We start from the raw sequence: 16,943 nt of genomic DNA on the forward strand, positions 1-16,943 counted from the left end.
AACTTTACGCCCGGAGGTTTTATAATGCAACCAGATCTCGCTGCAGGAGTGGAAAGCCATGAAACGTAAAAGCCTGGAAGACGCGCAGTGCCCGGTGGCGCGCACGCTGGATGTGATTGGCGACTGGTGGTCGCTGCTGATTGTGCGCGACGCCTTCGACGGCGTGCGCCGCTTCAGCGAATTTCAGAAAGGGCTGGGGATGGCCAAGAACATTCTCTCTACCCGGCTGCGTACCCTGGTGGCGCACGGGGTGCTGGAGACGGTCCCGGCTTCGGATGGCAGCGCCTACCAGGAATATGCGCTGACGGCGAAAGGCCGCGCGCTGTTCCCGGTGATCGTCGGCCTGCGCCAGTGGGGGGAAGATTATCTGTTCAGTGAAGGAGAAACGCATTCAACGCTGGTGGAAACCGACGGCGGCCGGCCGATCCCGCGCATGACGCCGACCGGCAGCGGCGGGCAGCCCCTCACCCCGCTCAATACCCGGGTGGTGAAGGTGGGTGAAAACTAAAGGGTAAAAATGGCAAGGCGTGATTAAATGACCTCAGTTGCCAATCTTCATATCACCCTGTTTATCGGATGATATTGAAAACTCTGCGGTAATCAAATGCGAGTCATCGCGATTCAACGCTTCCACATCATAGGCAATCGAATAGTGCCGACCTGAATGAAAGGCATAATCAAATACCGGTAAACACTCACCGTTATCGATATATGCGGGTTCATCTTCAAGCATTTTAATTAACTTATCACCAGCATCACTGTAGATCTGAACGGCAGTAATTTTCTCTCCAGACTTCATCGGAGACAGTACACAAATGCCATTATCCTTAACTGTTACGCTGGTAGGTATGCGTGAAACCATTTTATCACCGGGACCAGGACAACCCGTCAATATAAAAACCGCAGTTAAGATCACATACTTTCCCATACAAATAATCATCCCTTAACGATTTTCTTATAGAGAGGGTGAATATTGCGCAAGTTATCAGCACCTCTGTATTTTCCCATACGCCCCGGCTTCTGATAGTAACGCCACATATCAAGACCATAAACCAACAGCAGCCAGTAGTCAGCCAAAATCGAGGCCTGCTGTTCCAGAGAATAGTCATTAATTATTTTCTTATCAAGAGAATAGCAATAATCAGCAGCCCAACTAAACAAGCCTCGCGTACGCACCCATTGTCCATGTTGGTGCTGCCATACATGGCCTAACTCATGAATAAAGAGATGTTTATCTTCGATCAAAACCGTATTTACAGAGAAATCCTGCTTGTACAACTCCTGCCTGAACCATAATTCGCCGTTCGGTGTCATTGCGTAATTTCTGCTTTGCAGTCCAAACGGAAGATAACTGTCGCAATGTATCCAAACGCGACTATAGACAATGGAATCACCATATACCTTACGAGCCATGGCAATCTCACCCAATGTCATACGCCGCAATATCCCTTCTGCTATTTTCGCACTCATAGCTCATTCCCTGATGCTCATTTCCTGACATTCTAAAGTGTTTTTAAGTGGAAGTAGCGTATGCACGTCTGATTTTAACAACGAATATCGCATAATTTCTAAAGCCAACTCCTTCCCTCGAGTTCAACGATTTGTTATGCACAGCTTTCGCCATCCCCTGCGGGTCAGGTATAGTCCGCGTTTTACGGGGAAACCATGCCGACTCACTCATCCATTCGCCTCAACAAATACATCAGCGACAGCGGTATCTGTTACCACCCCATGCCGATCGTCATATCAAACAGCGCTGCATGACGCCGACCGGCAGCGGCGGGCAACCCCTCACCCCGCTCAATACCCGGGTGGTGAAGGTGGGTGAAGCTTAACGGATGGCATATTGGCGCTGTTCGTTTTATAATCAGCCCAATTACACGCATTGGTACAGGGGTTTAGATGCGCACTAATACACCAGACGGATCGATAAGAAAATCGGTCAATGTATCCCTGCCGCAAGAGCTGTTAGAGCAGGCGCGGCGACATAACTTGAATATTTCTGCAGTGCTGACAGAAGCGCTGACCGAAAAACTCCGGCAAACCAGCCGCGAAGAGTGGCAGGAGCAGAACAAAGCATCTATCGAAGCGGTGAACGCCTTCACTGACGAACACGGCTCATTCACGGATTACCAAAAGGCATTCTGATGGAACAGTTCCACGCTTATGAAAATAAGGGTGCAGGCCATGAAATTTACCCTTACCTCATTAATCTGCAGCACCCGCTGGCCAACATTTTAAAACATGTATTGGTTGCTCCACTGGTAAAACTCGACGACCTCGGCCATCCCCCTCCGGCCAAGATTTGCCCTATCGTCGACATCGCCGGTGAACCCTACATTGCCATGACGCACATGATGGCCGGCATCGACAACAAAGAGCTGGGTGAACCGGTTGCGGACCTCACCGCGCAACGCTATCTGCTGAGCAGCGCCGTCGATTTTTTGATGAATGGCTATTAAATATACTCGATAAATTTGAATGCGAAGAAGGTAAAGGAATTAACTTAATTATAGAAATGATAAATTTAATAACGCCCCTGATATAATATTGATTATCAATGCAAGAAAAGAACATCCCCAGTTCGCTTCGCCATCCCCTGCGGGTCAGGTATAAAACCATGCCGACTCACTCATCCATTCGCCTCAACAAGTACATCAGCGACAGCGGTATCTGTTCCCGCCGCCATGCCGATCGTCATATCAAACAGCGCTGCATGGCGCCGACCGGCAGCGGCGGGCAACCCCTCACCCCGCTCAATACCCGGGTGGTGAAGGTGGGTGAAGCTTAACGGAGAGTATGAAGCGCCGGCTTCCCCAGCGGATTAAGAACCATTCCAGGCATCCGAGCAACAGATAACATCCGCCAAAAACGACAGTTGCAAACCATTCCACATCACCAACGTGGAAAAATTCACTGGCGTCTATCAGCCATGAAGTTTGCCGAGGAGTAAACCATGGAATAGGAAAAAGCTTTATCGTCAAGACGGCCAATATGACGATGGCCATCACATTAGCGAGAAACAGCGCAGATTTTTTCATAACCTTTAATCTCAATAGTGCCATAAGCCCGTAGTCTGGTACCGGGAACTTTTACCGTTTTGGCTTTCAACAGCGCGGCTCGCAATCGACTGAATTCGTTCTGGGAATAGAAGGTTATACACCCTTCTGATAACCCCAGAGGACCGATAGGATGCAACCTGAACTGCCCGCGCATAACGCCGTTAATCCACGTTCTATCGTTAATTGTTCCATCGTCACGGTATAAAGCAAACCAGATATTGTGATCCACGTTAGTTACAAGGTCCTTAAATAGGGTCATCGCCTGCGACTTTAAGCCACCGGAGGGCCTATCTACAATCCAATAGGTACCGGCAGGGATAGCTCCGTTATTGGGAACATCTGTGCAACCAGGCTGGTTTGTATAGTGCTTGTTGCCAGAAAAAACGGAAAACATACCGACCCCCTGGCACAACAATGTGTTTATCTTGTTCCCATTATGAACTAAAAAACAGTTAAGCATTTCATCCCCATCCTTTGGTTGAATTTTGATAATACCCGGCCAAAAGGATTTGATCTATCACATTGATTTAATGAATATTAATTGCAGGGCGTAATAATAAAGACAATAATAGCGACCAAATCTATATCGATGGGGAAAATCTATGCTCTAGCGCCAGTATTTGCTTTCGAACAGCCTTCGCAATCCCCTGCGGGTCAGGTATAGTCCGCGTTTTACGGGGAAACCATGCCGACTCACTCATCCATTCGCCTCAACAAGTACATCAGCGACAGCGGTATCTGTTCCCGCCGCCATGCCGATCGCCACATCAAGCAGGGCAACGTGCTGATCAACGGCAGGCCGGCCGCCGTGGGCGCGCAGGTGCTTGTCGGGGATATCGTGCAAGTGAACGGCCAGCCGATCGCGCCGCGCGCGGCGGAGGAGCTGGTGCTGATCGCACTGAACAAGCCGGTTGGCATCCTCACCAGCATGGGCAAGCACGAGCGGGATAACATCGGCGATCTGGTTAACCACAGCCAACGCATTTTCCCCGTTGGCCGGCTGGATAAGGCCTCTCAGGGGCTGATTTTCCTGACCAACCGCGGCGAACTGGTCAACAAGATCCTGCGCGCCGGCAATAATCACGAGAAAGAGTATCTGGTTACCGTCAACAAGCCGCTGACCGATGAATTTATTCAGGGCATGGGCGCGGGCGTGCCGATACTGGGCAAGGTGACCCAGAAATGCCGGGTGGAGCAAGCGTCCCCGCAGGTGTTTCGCATCATCCTGGTGCAGGGGCTTAACCGCCAAATCCGCCGCATGTGCAAATACTTTGGCTATGAAGTCACCCGGCTTGAGCGGGTGCGCATTATGAATATTGAGCTGGCGGGGTTGCCATTGGGCGAGTGGCGAGATTTGACCGATGATGAGCGAATCACGTTATTTACGCTGTTGGAGCACTCCACGTCGGAAGCAGAGATATCGCCAGGCGCCAACCGCCTGTCGCCCAGCGATATCCCGATATAACTACGCCTCAGACAATCAGAACGACCAGCGGATATTGGCGTTGATCGAATTAACGCGAGTGTCGGAACCGTATTGCCCCTGGTAGCCGATATCCAGCGCGCTGGAACGCGACAGTTTCACGCTCACCCCGACATCCGCCACCATCAGGTTGTCATCCACGGCCTGCCCCTGCGTGATGAAGGCGTCGCTGCCGGCAAATGCCATGCGCGATGAGGTCGTCTTATCGCCGTAGGCATGCTGCCAGCCCAGCGAGCCGTAAAGGCTGACGTTTTTCGGCAGATCTTTCGTACCGCGCACGCCCAGGGTCGAATAGAAGGTATTCATCGTTTCATTGCGGACGCTCAGCGCGGCGGCGCCGCCTTTTTCCTGGAAGCTATCGGTATGCAGGCGGATGTAGCTCAGGTTAACGAAGGGTTCAACGTTGGCGTCCGGCTGCCCAAAACGGTAGCCCGCTTCGGTGAATGCCAGCAGCGAGTCGGCGTCATAGTCCGCCTTGAGCCGGTCAGAGAAATTGCTGAAGTTAACGCTGCGCTCATTCTCGAGCCGGTGCCAGGTGTAACCCAGCGCACCGCGCAAGGAGAAGGCATCCCGCTGCCCTGCGGCATACAGGCCAAGGTGGTAATTATCGCTGTCGGACTTGGAGCTGCGGCTATCGATATCGTAGTCGCCGCGGCTGTACCCCATATATCCCCCAACGCGAACGCTGTGGTCGGCTAATTTGCGATCCGCCCCAATCAGGAAACCGCGCGTGTTGCCGTCCAGCTTGCCCACGTTGTCGTTGCCGCTGTTTCTTACCCAAGAGCCGAAGGTCTGCCCCCAGACGCCATTATTTTCAGCCTGGGCGGGCTGAACCAGCGTCATCGCCAGCGGTGGAACGGGCAGTGAATCATTGTCGAAGGCGCGCAGCATGCGCTGATTCAGCACGCTGAACAGCTGGGTGCTGCCGGCGATCAGGTTGGACTGTATGGACGGATAAACTTCGCCCGACAGCTGATTGAACGCCTCGCGCGCTTGCGGCGCGCTCAGCAGCAATACGGAGTTATACAGCGCCAATGAGGGGCCGCTCTGCGCCAGCGTTGAGAGCGCGCCGGCGGTATTCCACTGGTTGCCGGTTTGCGCCACCGTTTGGAAAATGCCGGGCTTACCCTCGCCCGGGTTCTCGCCGCCCGGATTCTCGCCACCCGGATTCTCGCCGCCCGGGTTCTCGCCGCCCGGATTCTCGCCGCCCGGGTTCTCGCCGCCCGGGTTCTCGCCGCCTTTTTGCGCGATCGTCAGGTCCACGGCGTTGGCGCTGTGCTTGAGCGCCACGTCCAGGAAGGCAGATTTTGAAACGGCCTCGGCGAACTGGCCGTCAATTCCGCCGTCCGAGGTCAAAATGCGGTAGCTTTGGCCGGTTTTATAGCTGGTTTGCGGATCCAGCGCGGTGACCTGCACCTTGGCCTGCTCGCTGATGGTGGTTTTACCCGCAACGACCAGTTTATCGCTGCCGCCGTCGCCGGCGATATCAACGTCGTAGAAGGATTCACCGATAAAGTTCAGATAGCGTTTCAGCGTCAGCGTACCGATATTGCCGTCGCCGGGGGAAATATGGCCGCCGGACTGGATCTCGGTCTGGCCCAGGGTGCCGTTGCCGCCCAGCGTGCCGCCGGATTTGATCGACGCGGCGCTGCTGTAGCCCTGCCCGTTGTTCACGTCAGAACCGGCGGTGGCGTTGAGGATCAACGTGCCGCCATTCTCGGCGCTCAGCGTTTGAATATCGAAAGGGCTGTCTTCTTGCTGCGTATTGATATCGCTGGCGACGATGATTTTGCCGCCGCGGGCGGTCACGTTGGCCTTGAGGCGGGACAGGTCGCCGTTCAGCGTCGTCTGCCCTGAGGCGTTGATGACATCGCCTTCGCCGCTCATCTTGTTGCCGAACACGTAGTCGCCGGCGGTGTGGTTAAAGTACACATAGCTGCCGAACAACCCGCCCCGCAGATTGATCGCCGTTTGGGCGTCGATGCTGCCCGCCCCGCCCGCCGCGCCGAGCGTAGGCTCGGTCAGGCCGGTGCCGGTATCCATATTGCCGCGGCTGCCGATGATCAGCGCGCCGCGGTTCGAGCCGGAGCCGGTGTCGCCCAGCCGCAGCTCATTGGCGCCGGCGGAAAATACGCCGCCGTCCGCCACCGACAGTACGCCGTTGCCGTAGTCGCCGACGTTGACGCTGCTGCCGCTGGTAACGCGCGAGCCGTCGCCGGCGATGTAGAGCTCGGCGGTTTTACGCGCGCCTGAGACGCCCGCCACCTCGATGCTGCCGACGTTGACCGCGCCGCCGTTCAGCACGTCAAGATCGCCGTACAGCGTGAGCGCGCGGCCGACATGCCACTGCGAGTTCTCCCCCGTCACCGTGGCTTTCGGGCTTAGCTTATCGGTCTCGCCGGGCCCGGAACCGTTGCCGATGCGCGCATCGAACGCGGTATTCAGCACCGCGCCGTCTTCGATCGACAGCGTAGAGCGGGCCCCCAGATCGGTGCCGACGCTGAGAAAATTGCTGACGACTCTGGAACCGGCGCCCGTCGCGACAAGATGGCTGTCGTAGCCGCGGTTGGCGCCGACCACGATCTCTTTCGCGCTGGCCAGCGCCCCTGCTTCAACCCGCAACGTACCCAGGCCCAGATTTAAACCGCCGCGCAGAACATATTGATCGTTGACGGCGCTCAATACCGCATTAGGCCCCTGACCGTCACCAGGCTTTCATAAATCAGACCGTCATGCCGGGTACCGATATTGATGTTGTAGCCATTAACTTCGCCATTATCGATCAACAGATCCCCGCTTTGATTGCGGCCGACATAAACCGTACCGGCGTAACTCAGGGGTGCGGTAACACGGGATTCGCCATCAAAAATAGCATCATCGGCGCGCGCCATGTCGGCGGGCCCAATAAATATTAACGGCGCGGAAAAAAGTGCGAGGTAAATGTTGGAAAGCGGTCTTCTTACCGCTAAGTTATGCGATGTTTGATCTTTCATGTTCTATCTCCGGCCCAATTATTTTGGTGCCATCAAAGTTATTATTTATATGAAAAACTCAATGCATGAAGGATGCGTAGCGCGATAAGCGCGGGTGCGGACTGATTGTCATCGAGACGCTAGCTGATTGCCCCCCAGCGCTAACGCCCCGACGCCAAAAATTATCGGAACTGCGGTTCGGCCCTGACTGCCACCCCGGCTCGCGCCTGAGGCGGGTTATTTATGCGTGACGACCGGCGTGCAGGTTGGCGCGCTCAGCGACGGCGCCGAGCCCAGGATCCCCGGCATCATCAACGAGGAGCAGTCGAAGATGCGGCCTTTCTCGGTGGTGGCGCGGTAAGAAAGTTTTTGCCCGCCCAACGCATCGGGCTGAGCGCCGTTAACATTGGTCACGGTAATTTCATCCGATGATCCCAGGCCCAGCATTTTGGCGGTTTCAGCCTGCAGCAACGGAATGGCCTGATCGGTTTTCAATGTCGAACAGCCGGCGACCAGAAGTGTGATACTTAAAGCGATAAGTGGTTTTCTCATAAATTGTCCTTTGTAACCAAACAGTTCAGAATACCGAATGGCTTTATGTTTTCTCTTATCAAAATCCTCGCATAATATATTTCCCTTTCCTAAACAAAAAAACCCTCCTAAAGTAGGGAGGGTGGATAATAAAAAGTCATCAGAAACCATCTGATACGTAAAGCGAAAGGAGAGACCTTTGGGGCAGGATTATGCGCTGGTCATTGATGACCATCCTTTAGTGGCGAGCGGCATCGCTAACTTTCTGAATACGCATTGTCGATTTAAACATACCGGCGTGGCGACAAACGAGGAAAGTTGTTATCGCCACATTTTGGAAAATGGCGCTCCGCGTTTAATGGTGATCGATTTTTGGTTGTCTAGCGGCACGGCGTTAAAATTGCTCAAGGAGATAAAACTGCTCTATCCGCAAATTCGTTTCCTGGTCGTCAGCGGTGATGAAAATAACGAAATAGGGAAAAAGGTTCGCGCTGCCGGCGGGCACGGTTTCGTGCTTAAAAACGAGCCGCCAGAATTATTCGCTCAGGCCGTGGCCACGCTGATGGAAAACCGGCAATGGTTTCCTCTGGAAAATACCGAATGTGCAGCCAATGCCCACGGCCACCTGCAAAATTTTAATTTAACCCCGCGGCAAATTGAAGTATTAATCATGATGATGCGAGGTTTCCCCAATAAGAGAATAGCCGCACAGCTGTCTATTTCCGAACCCACGGTTAAAGAACACATCAGCAACATTCTAAAAAAAATCGGCGTCAGCAGCCGGGTAGAGGCCATCACCCTACTGCATGGCAGGCAGGATCGGTCGCAATGAAATTACTTCAATCATTACAAAATGATGAGATCTCCCCGCACGCGCAGATCCGCCTGCTGAACAACACCTTCATGCGCTTGGTATTCAGCTTTACCGCCGTCCCCTTTGTCGGCATGCCCTTCGCCATCTGGCTCTATTTATTGGGGAAAGAACTCACGCCAATTGTCAGCTGGATAGTGATATATCTTGGCTGCGCACTGGCCATCAGGTTATGGCACCGCCGCTATCGGCATGAATCCGAGGAAAATAACGCCGGCGTGGTGTTAAGCCGGTGGCTGCCGCGTATCAATAAAGTCGCCTTCGCGCACGGGTTGGGTATTTCATCCTTATATTTAATTACCCCAGAAAAGAACAGCTTCGACTTTTTCCTGTTATTAAATATCAGCATCGCGGCTATCGTCGCAGCCAACGCAACCCATCTGACGCCGGTCATAAGCACCTTTACGCGCTTTTTCTTCGCCTCCTGGGGGGTGCTGAATCTCGGCATTATCTGGCGATTAGACGACATCATGCCGATCGTGTTGATGCTCAATTTGCTTTACGGGTTCGCCATTTACCGGCACGCATTAACCTCGCACGCCTTTTTTATTCAGCAAGCCCGTCTCGAAGAAAAAAGCTCGCGTCTGGCGGAACAATTCCGCCAGGCCAAAGAGGAGGCGGAGCAGGCGCTGCTGGATAAAAACCAATTTTTGACTACCGCCAGCCACGACCTGCGCCAACCGGTGCACGCCATGGGCTTTCTGATCGAGGCCGTCATTCATAAAAATCGCGACGCCACGCTGATCCCGCAGCTGTTGGATCTGCAGCAAAGCGTGCGATCCGTGCACCTGATGTTCAATTCGCTGCTCGACCTCAGCAAGATTGAATCAGGCAACCTCAGCACCGCGGCGGCCCGCGTGGATATCGGCGCGCTGCTCGATTCGGTGATTACGCTGTTTCGCGAAGAGGCCAACAGCCGGGCGTTATCCCTGCGCACCTGGCGCCCCCATCGGCGGGTGTGCGTGATGGGCGATCAGTTGCTCATCAGGCAGTCGCTGATCAACCTGATTCAAAATGCGCTGCGTTACACGCAACAAGGCGGCGTGCTGATAGCGATCCGCCCGCGCCGGGAGCAGTGTTCAATCGAAGTGTGGGACACCGGCGTCGGCATCGCCGACGAAGAAAAAGGCAAAATTTTCTCCCCCTATTATCGCCCCGAGCTGGCGTGGAAAATCGACAGCGCCGGCCATGGATTGGGGCTGGCGGTGGTGGCCCGCTGCGCCAAATTGATGAAGGTGAAATACGGCATGCGCTCCATCGAGGGCAAAGGATCGCGTTTCTGGATGCGCTTTGCCCTCTATACCGGCGAAGACCCGCTGCCGGAAAGCGTTAACGCCTACGCCAGCGCGGCCGCCCCCGCCCGCTTCGCCTCGCTGCGCGGCGCCTGCCTGGTGGTGGACGACGACCCGCTGGTGACCTCCGCCTGGGAAAGCCTGATGAGCACCTGGGGCATTAGCGTGCGCTGCGCCGCCTCCGCCGAAGAGGCATTCGCCATCATCGATGAAGGTTTCACGCCTTTCGCCGTGCTGTGCGATCAGCGGCTGCGCTCCGGCGAGAGCGGATTCGATATCTTGAAGGGGCTGTTTGAGCGCCTGCCGAACGTCAGCGGCGCCATGGTCAGCGGCGAGTTCAACTCGCCGGTCCTGCAGGAGGCCGAGCAGGAGGGGTATCTGGTATTGAGAAAGCCGCTGGAACCGGCGAAGCTGCATGCGCTGCTGAGCCAGTGGTCGTCTGGTTAGATATGAATTTAAATATCAACAAACCAGGCCCGCCAGCGAAATCCCGCCATTGTCTTGGCCAGCATTTGCAGATGATAAAGCACGACTGAAATGGTGGCATACCTGTGTCCATGCCGGTCTCGCACAGGCCGGCAGCCCCTGCAGGTTGACCTTATTCCATCGTTTTGTGTCCCGTGAACATGTCACGGGCCGCCGCTCCCCCTTTTATAGTAGTCACCTCGCAGTCACCGCCATGACCACAAACCATAACGATGGCGACACCTGACAATATAATTAATCACCGGAGCAACCATGAAACTGACTCAAATTCGCAATGCAACGCTGGTGCTGGAATACGCCGGTAAAAAATTTCTTATTGACCCGATGCTCGCCGAAAAAGAAGCCTGGGACGGTTTTGTTGGCAGTGCTCGCGCGCACCTGCGAAACCCCATGGTGCCCTTGCCCGTATCCATTGAAGAATTGCTGGCTGTCGATGCGGTAATTATCACCCATACCCATACAGACCACTGGGATGAAGCTGCGCAACGGTTAATTCCGCAGGACATGCCGGTTTATACTCAACACGCGAACGATGCCGCTTTAGTTCGTTCTCAGGGATTTCTCAACGTCCGCGTTCTTGAAGATGAAAACCGTTTCGTTGATGGGTTAAGCATTTTCAAAACCGATGGTCAACACGGCAGCAACGAACTGTATGCCAATGCCGTAATGGCTGATTTGCTCGGTGATGCCTGTGGCCTGGTATTTACACACCATGATGAAAAAACGCTTTATATTGCCGGTGATACCCTGTGGGTGAAGCCTTATGTAAGAAGTTTGCAACGTTTCCAACCGGACGTTGTGCTCCTGAATGTGGGGAATGCCATTCTCGATGATTACGGCCCCATCATTATGGGCAAAGAAGATACACTGCACACTCTACAGATGCTGCCGGAGGCGAGCATAGTGGCTTCACATATGGAATCCATCAACCATTGTCTGCTGACTCGCGCAGAACTACGTGAATACACTCTGGAACAGGGTATCGAAGATAAGGTGCTTATTCCGGCGGACGGCGAAACCCTGGTCTTCTAAATCGGCCATCGCCCCCAATTCTGGAGTAAAATGCGTTCAATAACGGGCCACAGGCTATCCACGTGGCCTGTCAAAAATCGCGTCATCACAACCGGTAACCACTGCGGGGTTCACTATGTCTGCGCTGAAGATCGCGGTGCTTGTGACGAATGGGTGCAGCCCGTTTCATTTTTCCGTGCCCTGCATCCTGTTTGGTCCCGCCATGCAGGAGCCTCGAAGAGGCTTCCCTCGCGCCATTACGCCACCCACAATCAACTTGCATTTCTACCCGCTGGAACAACTATTGGAAAGCCTCGTTCATCAGTTGCATATGTTGATTAAAGGCCCTTCATCTGTCCCAATAGAAAAAACAATCACCCTCGATACCCTTGCCTCTGATTTTTTTAGGATGATCCCTCCGTAAAATTACCGCATGCTCTTGAACGAATTGACAGAGCCCCACTTTCTCATCACTCACGAGCGGGAGGCAGAAATAAAATCAGTTAGGGCCTGTATTGCCGATAAGCGATTTTTTTCCAAGAGCAGCATATGTGTCGCTTCACCAATTTCAAACCATCGTTTTTCTGATGAGCCGGTTGCACTCAAGAACCAATTTTGTGTTACATCGATAGGTACATCAATATCCCATTCACCGTGAATCAGGATAACGGGGACCTCTATATCTTTCGGGGCGTAGTAAGGCTTATTTGCTGTCCAATACTCCCGTATATCCTGAATAGGGCCATTACCCGATTTAAACGAGGTATGCGCACGCAGTTCGGCGTCAGGCTCATCAGGTAAGGTATTCTCAACCCAAGCTTCAAAGGTTCCTTCGGGGATCAGGCTATCGCGTTTGTCGGCTGGCGCAGCGCTTAGCCAGTGCCGCTTCGCCGCGTGCATATTAACGATACGCCAAGCGCCCAACGCTCCCCCAGAATCAATGGGAATCGGCTTATTGCTGAGCCATTGTGGTGAAAGCAGGCCAAGACAGCGCACCTTCTCGTTATTTTTCGCCGTATAAGCTGCAGCGATAGTGCCTCCCCAAGACATACCAAAGATATTAAGCTGTTTCAGCTGCCTTGTGCTCAAAATAAAGTTCGCTGCGTAGGTAAAATCACGAACCGCTGTCTCTGTTCGGCCTAGTGGTAACCCGAAATGCGTCGGCTGTGTCATCTCCTGTGGGCGCGTTGAGCCGCCGTACCCCCGCACATCTACGGCGTACACATCAAATCCGGCGTAGGCCAGATGATCCAGAAAAGAGGCCCCCGCCACTGGCGTATCGTAAAGGCTGCCGGACGAATACGTCGCGCCGTGTACCATCAACACGGTTTTTGATTCATCATAGGTCTGATTTTTATCCAGACATTTTCTGATGACGTTCAGTTCAATACCGATGGTATCAGAGGGGATCAAAAAACTTTCTCTAAAAACTTTCCGCTCAGACATATTTGTTCCTCACCTATAATGATAACCATTGTAATTTCCCTTCGGCATTCTTTGCTATCTTGCCTGCTGAGGCACCGGGAAAATGGGTTGTGAATACGGTTGCGCGCGTCTCTATGGCGAATTCCAGCGCTTTGCGGCGCGAATGCCGAGCTTGTTCGGAAAATTCACAAAAAACCGAATTCCATTGGGGAAGCTGTATTTGTAATGGATGATGCATTACATCTCCCCAAAAAAAGGCCGTCTCTCCTTCCGAAGTAAAACTCAACGACAGGTGATCATAGCTGTGCCCTGGCGTTGAATGGAGCTGAAAACCTGCCAGTGGAAAATCGTTGTCGCCGCTTATACGCATATCCACACCGGCGGTGACAATAGGGACGACGCTATCTTCATAAACGAACTCGCTAGGCTGGCGTACGTTTTTAGCATCCGCGTAAAAAACAAACTCTTTCTGAGAAAAGATATAACGTGCGTTAGAAAAGGTAGGTACCCAGCAACCGTCACTCAGCACAGTGTTCCAGCCAACGTGATCGACATGTAAATGCGTATTGAAGACATAATCTACCTGCTCCGGTTCCACTCCGGCCTCGCGAAGCCGGGCAAGATACGGCACATCCAGTTGGTGGAACAGCGGGTTGTGAGGTCGTGATTTCCCATTGCCGGACGCCGTATCAATAAGCAAGGTAAGACCGTCGATTTGCAATAACCAGCTATGGGTACTTTGTGCCAGAGAGCTAAACTCGCCGGAAAAAAAGCATGCAGGCAAGGCTTTTGCTGCATCTTGCGCTATCTCGTCCTGCCATTGCGGATAGAGAAATGATCCCGGTATATTTTCCAACGCTAACTCCGGAATTTTGCTTATCCGTGCACGACCAATTTTATGCGTAGTAATAACAGACATAACTTTACTCACCTTAATGATCACCCTATAACAGATTTTATACTTACCCGTTTGTCCCCGTAGAACAAGATAGACGAAGGGGATGGATGGTTGCTCATTTCGGAACGATAGTCTGAGGTACACAGATTGGATAAGCTTACAATGATGCGCTCTTTTGTCCGAGTGGCAGATGCCGGCTCTTTTGTCAGTGCTGCCGGGCTGCTCGATATACCGAAATCGACCGTCACCAGGCATATTCAGGCACTGGAACAAGAACTTGGAGTGAAGCTGCTTAATCGCACTTCGCGTACGCTAAACCTGACAGAGCAGGGGCGGATTTACTATCAGGGGGCGTTAGGGTTGCTGGAAAACCTCGACATTCTGGATAGCAACGTTCAGATGTCAGCAATGCAACCGCGGGGAAAAGTACGCGTAGAGTTACCGAATGCCCTGGCCTATTGTCTGGTGATACCCGCGTTGCCCGATTTTCTGGCATGCTATCCCGATATCCAGCTCGAGCTCAGCGTTGGCAACCGAACGGTCAATCTGATCGAACAGAATATCGATTGTGTAATACGGATTGGTGAGTTGTATAACGATTCGTTGATTGCCCGCTATTTAGGGGACTTCGCCCAGGTCACCTGCGCCAGCCGCAGCTATATTGATCGCGCCGGGCAGCCGGCGCATCCTGCCGATCTGGCGATGGGGCATACGCTGGTGCAGATTGTTTCGCCCCGCACCGGCCAGATGGTGGTTAATGAACTTTATCGTGACGGACAGGTAGAAAGAATTGGTGCGCAGTGGCAGTTTGCGGTTAATGATTCAATGGCCGCACGTACCGCCGCGCTTAATGGTCTGGGCGTGGTGACTACATACCGATTTCTGGTTGAAGAATATCTGTCAAACGGACAAATGGTCGAACTGTTTTCTGACTGGAGCAACAAGCGTATACCGATACATATCGCCTGGCCGGAAAATCGTCAGTTACCCTCGAAGGTCCGCATTTTTATTGAATGGGCCAGAAACCTGTTTAGAGCGGGAAATTAAACCCGTACCGACCACGGCAATAAAGACAAATTAGTGAGGAGTAATGGCAGCGTATCGCTCGGCCGAAGGTTGCCTGAAGGATTTCCAGGGACCAAAAGCGGGAAGACAGCCAGGGGGAAAACACCGATGGGAAATACCCGTGGCGGCACGTCAGCGAAGGCACGATGAAGTTTCTTGCGCAGTCAGTACTTCATCGTGCTCGTCATTTTTCTGGAGGTTCTTCACTCTGGCCGCAAGTGAGGGCGATGTTGTTCGTGGGGTCGACGTCCCCCCTTAAGAGGTGAGACAGGCTAACTTAGAACCACGCTTCGAACATGCCGCCGATATTCAGCGAATCCAGCCGCTCGTTGCTGGTGCCGTCTATTTTGGCGGTATGCTTGTTATCCACCTGGCCGCCGGTCATGTAGAAGCGCAACATCGGACGGAACTCCGGCCCCATGCCAATGGCGATGTTCTGCGACAGCGTCAGCTTCCAGCCCTCGTTATCCCCGCCCTGATCATAATCCACGCGCTGATAGCCCGCTTCCAGCCAGGTGGAGTGCACGTCGTTCCAGAAGTACATCGGCCGCACGATGGCACCGTAGTTTTTACGGTTGTCGGTGTTGTCCTTGCCGTTATCGTAGTCGTGGAAGGCCAGCAAATATTCGATCTGCGCCTGTCGGGTGAATTTATGGCTGCCCTCGAAGCTGGCGTAGACAGTGGTCAGATCGTCGGTTTTGTTGTAGACGCTGTTATCCGAGTTGTCGGAGTAGCGCAGAATTACCTTGTTCACCCCACTGTCGTTGGTGTGGCTCAGTACCAATCCGCCCTGCCAGGCATCGAGTCGCTCGTCGCTATCCACCGCTTTCGAGTCAAAGCCGTAGTTGGCGTACACTTCGACGTCGATCGGCCCGGCCTTGATGTTGTGGGTTTTGGTGGTCAGCGCGTAGTGGCCGTTGTCACCGGTATCGGAGCTGCCTGTGCAGGTGATGCGTGACGGATTCGTCTCATCGGCCATCACCTCCGGGCTACAGGATTTCACCTGCGACACCGTCGCCACGTCAAACTGTACGCCGCCAATATCAAAGTTCTTCACCCCGGCTCCCTGGCCGTCGTGGTTCATCCAGAAGTAATCGTTGATCCCCTGTTGCGGACGTTGATGGAAGTCGCGGCCAGCCCAGATATAGGCATTCGGGTTCGATTCGAGTACGTTAGTGACGCCAACGTAGGCCTTTTTCAGGTTCACTTCGTCGCTCCAGTGGTCAAACATGACGTTAATATCCCAGATGGCCCCTTTAGCGCTTTTGAAGGCTTTGCTGATTTGGAATTCGCCGCCGTTGCTTTCGTTGCCCAGACGGCCGATCGCCGAGGCGCCGTTATAGGATCCGTCGACGCCGACATATTTCTGATCGCCGCTCTGGAAGTGGGCGCCATAACGGGCGTAACCGCTGAATTTGAGGCCGAAGGGGATCTCTAAATCCGGTGATGCCGCAGTGGTTTGCGGGTTGGTAATGACGTCGACCTTTTTATCGGCGGCGGCGGTGATTTTCGCTTGCCGTTCGGCCAGCGCTTTATCGACAGCCTTAGCGACGATGGCGTCAATCTGTTCCTGCGTGAATTCCTGCGCCAGTACGGAAATAGGGCACAGCGCGGCGATAACCGCTATAGCTAAAGTAATTTTTTCTACAGTTTTCATGGCTATCTCAAATTAATCAATTATATTCTCGGAAAATAACCACCCTGCCTTGGCGTGGGAATAAACAGCGTTACCAAAACAAGTTGATTTTATTTTTATTTCGCAGAGGTACAGTTAAGTAATTAGCGTAATGAGCGTCCCCGTAGTCAGATAAATTACATTTAAACATTGATTGAATGGGAATGAACCA

At 53.3% G+C, this 16,943-nt stretch carries 16 protein-coding genes and 3 pseudogenes; 10 read left to right on the plus strand and 9 right to left on the minus strand.

What is annotated here, in order from left to right; genetic code table 11:
- The first annotated feature begins 58 nt into the window (after positions 1–58).
- Complete coding sequence (locus tag D7I37_RS00830; RefSeq protein ID WP_061796528.1) at positions 59–508, plus strand: helix-turn-helix domain-containing protein; 450 nt, start codon at positions 59–61, stop codon at positions 506–508.
- 33 nt (positions 509–541) lie between these two features.
- On the opposite strand, the gene D7I37_RS00835 is transcribed toward D7I37_RS00830, so the two are convergent.
- Both D7I37_RS00835 and D7I37_RS00840 read right to left on the minus strand, forming a co-directional pair.
- Positions 542–928, minus strand: a complete 387-nt coding sequence (locus D7I37_RS00835) for a putative T6SS immunity periplasmic lipoprotein (RefSeq protein ID WP_061796677.1) — start codon at positions 926–928, stop codon at positions 542–544.
- 8 nt (positions 929–936) lie between these two features.
- On the minus strand, positions 937–1,470 hold the full coding sequence (locus D7I37_RS00840) for a type IV secretion protein Rhs (RefSeq protein ID WP_129543160.1): 534 nt from the start codon (positions 1,468–1,470) through the stop codon (positions 937–939).
- Positions 1,471–1,902: 432 nt separating this feature from the next.
- Here D7I37_RS00840 and D7I37_RS00850 point away from each other — a divergent pair, with 432 nt between their 5' ends.
- From D7I37_RS00850 to D7I37_RS00860, 3 genes and pseudogenes are all read left to right on the plus strand, one after another.
- Positions 1,903–2,148 (plus strand): type II toxin-antitoxin system CcdA family antitoxin, encoded by a 246-nt coding sequence (locus tag D7I37_RS00850; RefSeq protein ID WP_061800779.1) that lies wholly within the window; start codon positions 1,903–1,905, stop codon positions 2,146–2,148.
- On the plus strand, positions 2,148–2,462 hold the full coding sequence (locus tag D7I37_RS00855) for a CcdB family protein (RefSeq protein ID WP_129543161.1): 315 nt from the start codon (positions 2,148–2,150) through the stop codon (positions 2,460–2,462). The genes D7I37_RS00850 and D7I37_RS00855 overlap by 1 nt, the downstream gene beginning before the upstream one ends.
- 158 nt (positions 2,463–2,620) lie before the next feature.
- Positions 2,621–2,710, plus strand: a pseudogene (locus D7I37_RS00860) (23S rRNA pseudouridine synthase F); the annotation flags it as partial.
- Between the two features lie 46 nt (positions 2,711–2,756).
- Here the strand turns inward: D7I37_RS00860 and D7I37_RS27645 are convergent.
- Together D7I37_RS27645 and D7I37_RS00870 are read right to left on the minus strand one after the other, a co-directional pair.
- Positions 2,757–3,065, minus strand: a complete 309-nt coding sequence (locus D7I37_RS27645; protein ID WP_095098782.1) for a DUF1158 family protein — start codon at positions 3,063–3,065, stop codon at positions 2,757–2,759.
- Positions 3,013–3,456: a DUF2778 domain-containing protein gene (locus D7I37_RS00870; RefSeq protein ID WP_231922086.1), complete on the minus strand. Its 444-nt coding sequence runs from the start codon at positions 3,454–3,456 to the stop codon at positions 3,013–3,015. The genes D7I37_RS27645 and D7I37_RS00870 overlap by 53 nt, the downstream gene beginning before the upstream one ends.
- A gap of 291 nt (positions 3,457–3,747) precedes the next feature.
- Between D7I37_RS00870 and rluF the strand changes: the two genes are divergently transcribed.
- The gene (rluF, locus tag D7I37_RS00875; RefSeq protein WP_129543162.1) at positions 3,748–4,527 is read left to right on the plus strand and encodes a 23S rRNA pseudouridine(2604) synthase RluF; all 780 of its coding nucleotides are present in this window, start codon (positions 3,748–3,750) and stop codon (positions 4,525–4,527) included.
- Between the two features lie 15 nt (positions 4,528–4,542).
- Here the strand turns inward: rluF and D7I37_RS00880 are convergent.
- Both D7I37_RS00880 and D7I37_RS00885 read right to left on the minus strand, forming a co-directional pair.
- A pseudogene (locus tag D7I37_RS00880) lies at positions 4,543–7,538 on the minus strand (autotransporter domain-containing protein).
- 216 nt (positions 7,539–7,754) lie between these two features.
- Positions 7,755–8,069 carry a lipoprotein gene (locus D7I37_RS00885; RefSeq protein WP_061796517.1) on the minus strand — a complete coding sequence of 105 codons (315 nt, stop codon included), beginning with the start codon at positions 8,067–8,069 and terminating at the stop codon, positions 7,755–7,757.
- 178 nt (positions 8,070–8,247) lie between these two features.
- Between D7I37_RS00885 and D7I37_RS00890 the strand changes: the two genes are divergently transcribed.
- The 4 genes and pseudogenes from D7I37_RS00890 to D7I37_RS27215 all read left to right on the plus strand — a co-directional run.
- Positions 8,248–8,880, plus strand: a complete 633-nt coding sequence (locus D7I37_RS00890) for a response regulator transcription factor (RefSeq protein ID WP_129543163.1) — start codon at positions 8,248–8,250, stop codon at positions 8,878–8,880.
- The gene (locus D7I37_RS00895; RefSeq protein WP_129543164.1) at positions 8,877–10,658 is read left to right on the plus strand and encodes a hybrid sensor histidine kinase/response regulator; all 1,782 of its coding nucleotides are present in this window, start codon (positions 8,877–8,879) and stop codon (positions 10,656–10,658) included. Before D7I37_RS00890 ends, D7I37_RS00895 begins: the two co-directional genes overlap by 4 nt.
- Before the next feature lie 291 nt (positions 10,659–10,949).
- Positions 10,950–11,729, plus strand: a complete 780-nt coding sequence (locus tag D7I37_RS00900) for an MBL fold metallo-hydrolase (RefSeq protein WP_129543165.1) — start codon at positions 10,950–10,952, stop codon at positions 11,727–11,729.
- Positions 11,730–11,844: 115 nt separating this feature from the next.
- A pseudogene (locus D7I37_RS27215) lies at positions 11,845–11,943 on the plus strand (GlxA family transcriptional regulator); the annotation flags it as partial.
- A gap of 239 nt (positions 11,944–12,182) precedes the next feature.
- On the opposite strand, the gene D7I37_RS00910 reads toward D7I37_RS27215, so the two are convergent.
- Both D7I37_RS00910 and D7I37_RS00915 read right to left on the minus strand, forming a co-directional pair.
- Positions 12,183–13,154 (minus strand): alpha/beta hydrolase, encoded by a 972-nt coding sequence (locus D7I37_RS00910; protein ID WP_129543166.1) that lies wholly within the window; start codon positions 13,152–13,154, stop codon positions 12,183–12,185.
- 13 nt (positions 13,155–13,167) lie between these two features.
- On the minus strand, positions 13,168–14,052 hold the full coding sequence (locus D7I37_RS00915) for an MBL fold metallo-hydrolase (RefSeq protein WP_129543167.1): 885 nt from the start codon (positions 14,050–14,052) through the stop codon (positions 13,168–13,170).
- A gap of 126 nt (positions 14,053–14,178) precedes the next feature.
- Here D7I37_RS00915 and D7I37_RS00920 point away from each other — a divergent pair, with 126 nt between their 5' ends.
- On the plus strand, positions 14,179–15,078 hold the full coding sequence (locus D7I37_RS00920) for a LysR family transcriptional regulator (RefSeq protein ID WP_129543168.1): 900 nt from the start codon (positions 14,179–14,181) through the stop codon (positions 15,076–15,078).
- Between the two features lie 295 nt (positions 15,079–15,373).
- On the opposite strand, the gene D7I37_RS00925 is transcribed toward D7I37_RS00920, so the two are convergent.
- Entirely contained in the window at positions 15,374–16,753 is a 1,380-nt protein-coding gene (locus D7I37_RS00925; protein ID WP_129543169.1) for a carbohydrate porin, read from the minus strand.
- Positions 16,754–16,943 lie beyond the last annotated feature (190 nt).

The organism is Serratia sp. 1D1416 (assembly GCF_003641105.1).
Taxonomy (GTDB): Bacteria; Pseudomonadota; Gammaproteobacteria; order Enterobacterales; family Enterobacteriaceae; genus Serratia; species Serratia ficaria.

Coding starts and splice junctions, on each gene's coding strand:
- D7I37_RS00830 (WP_061796528.1), top strand. CDS start 59: ATGAAACGTAAAAGCCTGGAAGACGCGCAGTGCCCGGTGGCGCGCACG.
- D7I37_RS00835 (WP_061796677.1), bottom strand. CDS start 928: ATGGGAAAGTATGTGATCTTAACTGCGGTTTTTATATTGACGGGTTGT.
- D7I37_RS00840 (WP_129543160.1), bottom strand. CDS start 1,470: ATGAGTGCGAAAATAGCAGAAGGGATATTGCGGCGTATGACATTGGGT.
- D7I37_RS00850 (WP_061800779.1), top strand. CDS start 1,903: ATGCGCACTAATACACCAGACGGATCGATAAGAAAATCGGTCAATGTA.
- D7I37_RS00855 (WP_129543161.1), top strand. CDS start 2,148: ATGGAACAGTTCCACGCTTATGAAAATAAGGGTGCAGGCCATGAAATT.
- D7I37_RS27645 (WP_095098782.1), bottom strand. CDS start 3,065: ATGGCACTATTGAGATTAAAGGTTATGAAAAAATCTGCGCTGTTTCTC.
- D7I37_RS00870 (WP_231922086.1), bottom strand. CDS start 3,456: ATGTTTTCCGTTTTTTCTGGCAACAAGCACTATACAAACCAGCCTGGT.
- rluF (WP_129543162.1), top strand. CDS start 3,748: ATGCCGACTCACTCATCCATTCGCCTCAACAAGTACATCAGCGACAGC.
- D7I37_RS00885 (WP_061796517.1), bottom strand. CDS start 8,069: ATGAGAAAACCACTTATCGCTTTAAGTATCACACTTCTGGTCGCCGGC.
- D7I37_RS00895 (WP_129543164.1), top strand. CDS start 8,877: ATGAAATTACTTCAATCATTACAAAATGATGAGATCTCCCCGCACGCG.
- D7I37_RS00900 (WP_129543165.1), top strand. CDS start 10,950: ATGAAACTGACTCAAATTCGCAATGCAACGCTGGTGCTGGAATACGCC.
- D7I37_RS00910 (WP_129543166.1), bottom strand. CDS start 13,154: ATGTCTGAGCGGAAAGTTTTTAGAGAAAGTTTTTTGATCCCCTCTGAT.
- D7I37_RS00915 (WP_129543167.1), bottom strand. CDS start 14,052: ATGTCTGTTATTACTACGCATAAAATTGGTCGTGCACGGATAAGCAAA.
- D7I37_RS00925 (WP_129543169.1), bottom strand. CDS start 16,753: ATGAAAACTGTAGAAAAAATTACTTTAGCTATAGCGGTTATCGCCGCG.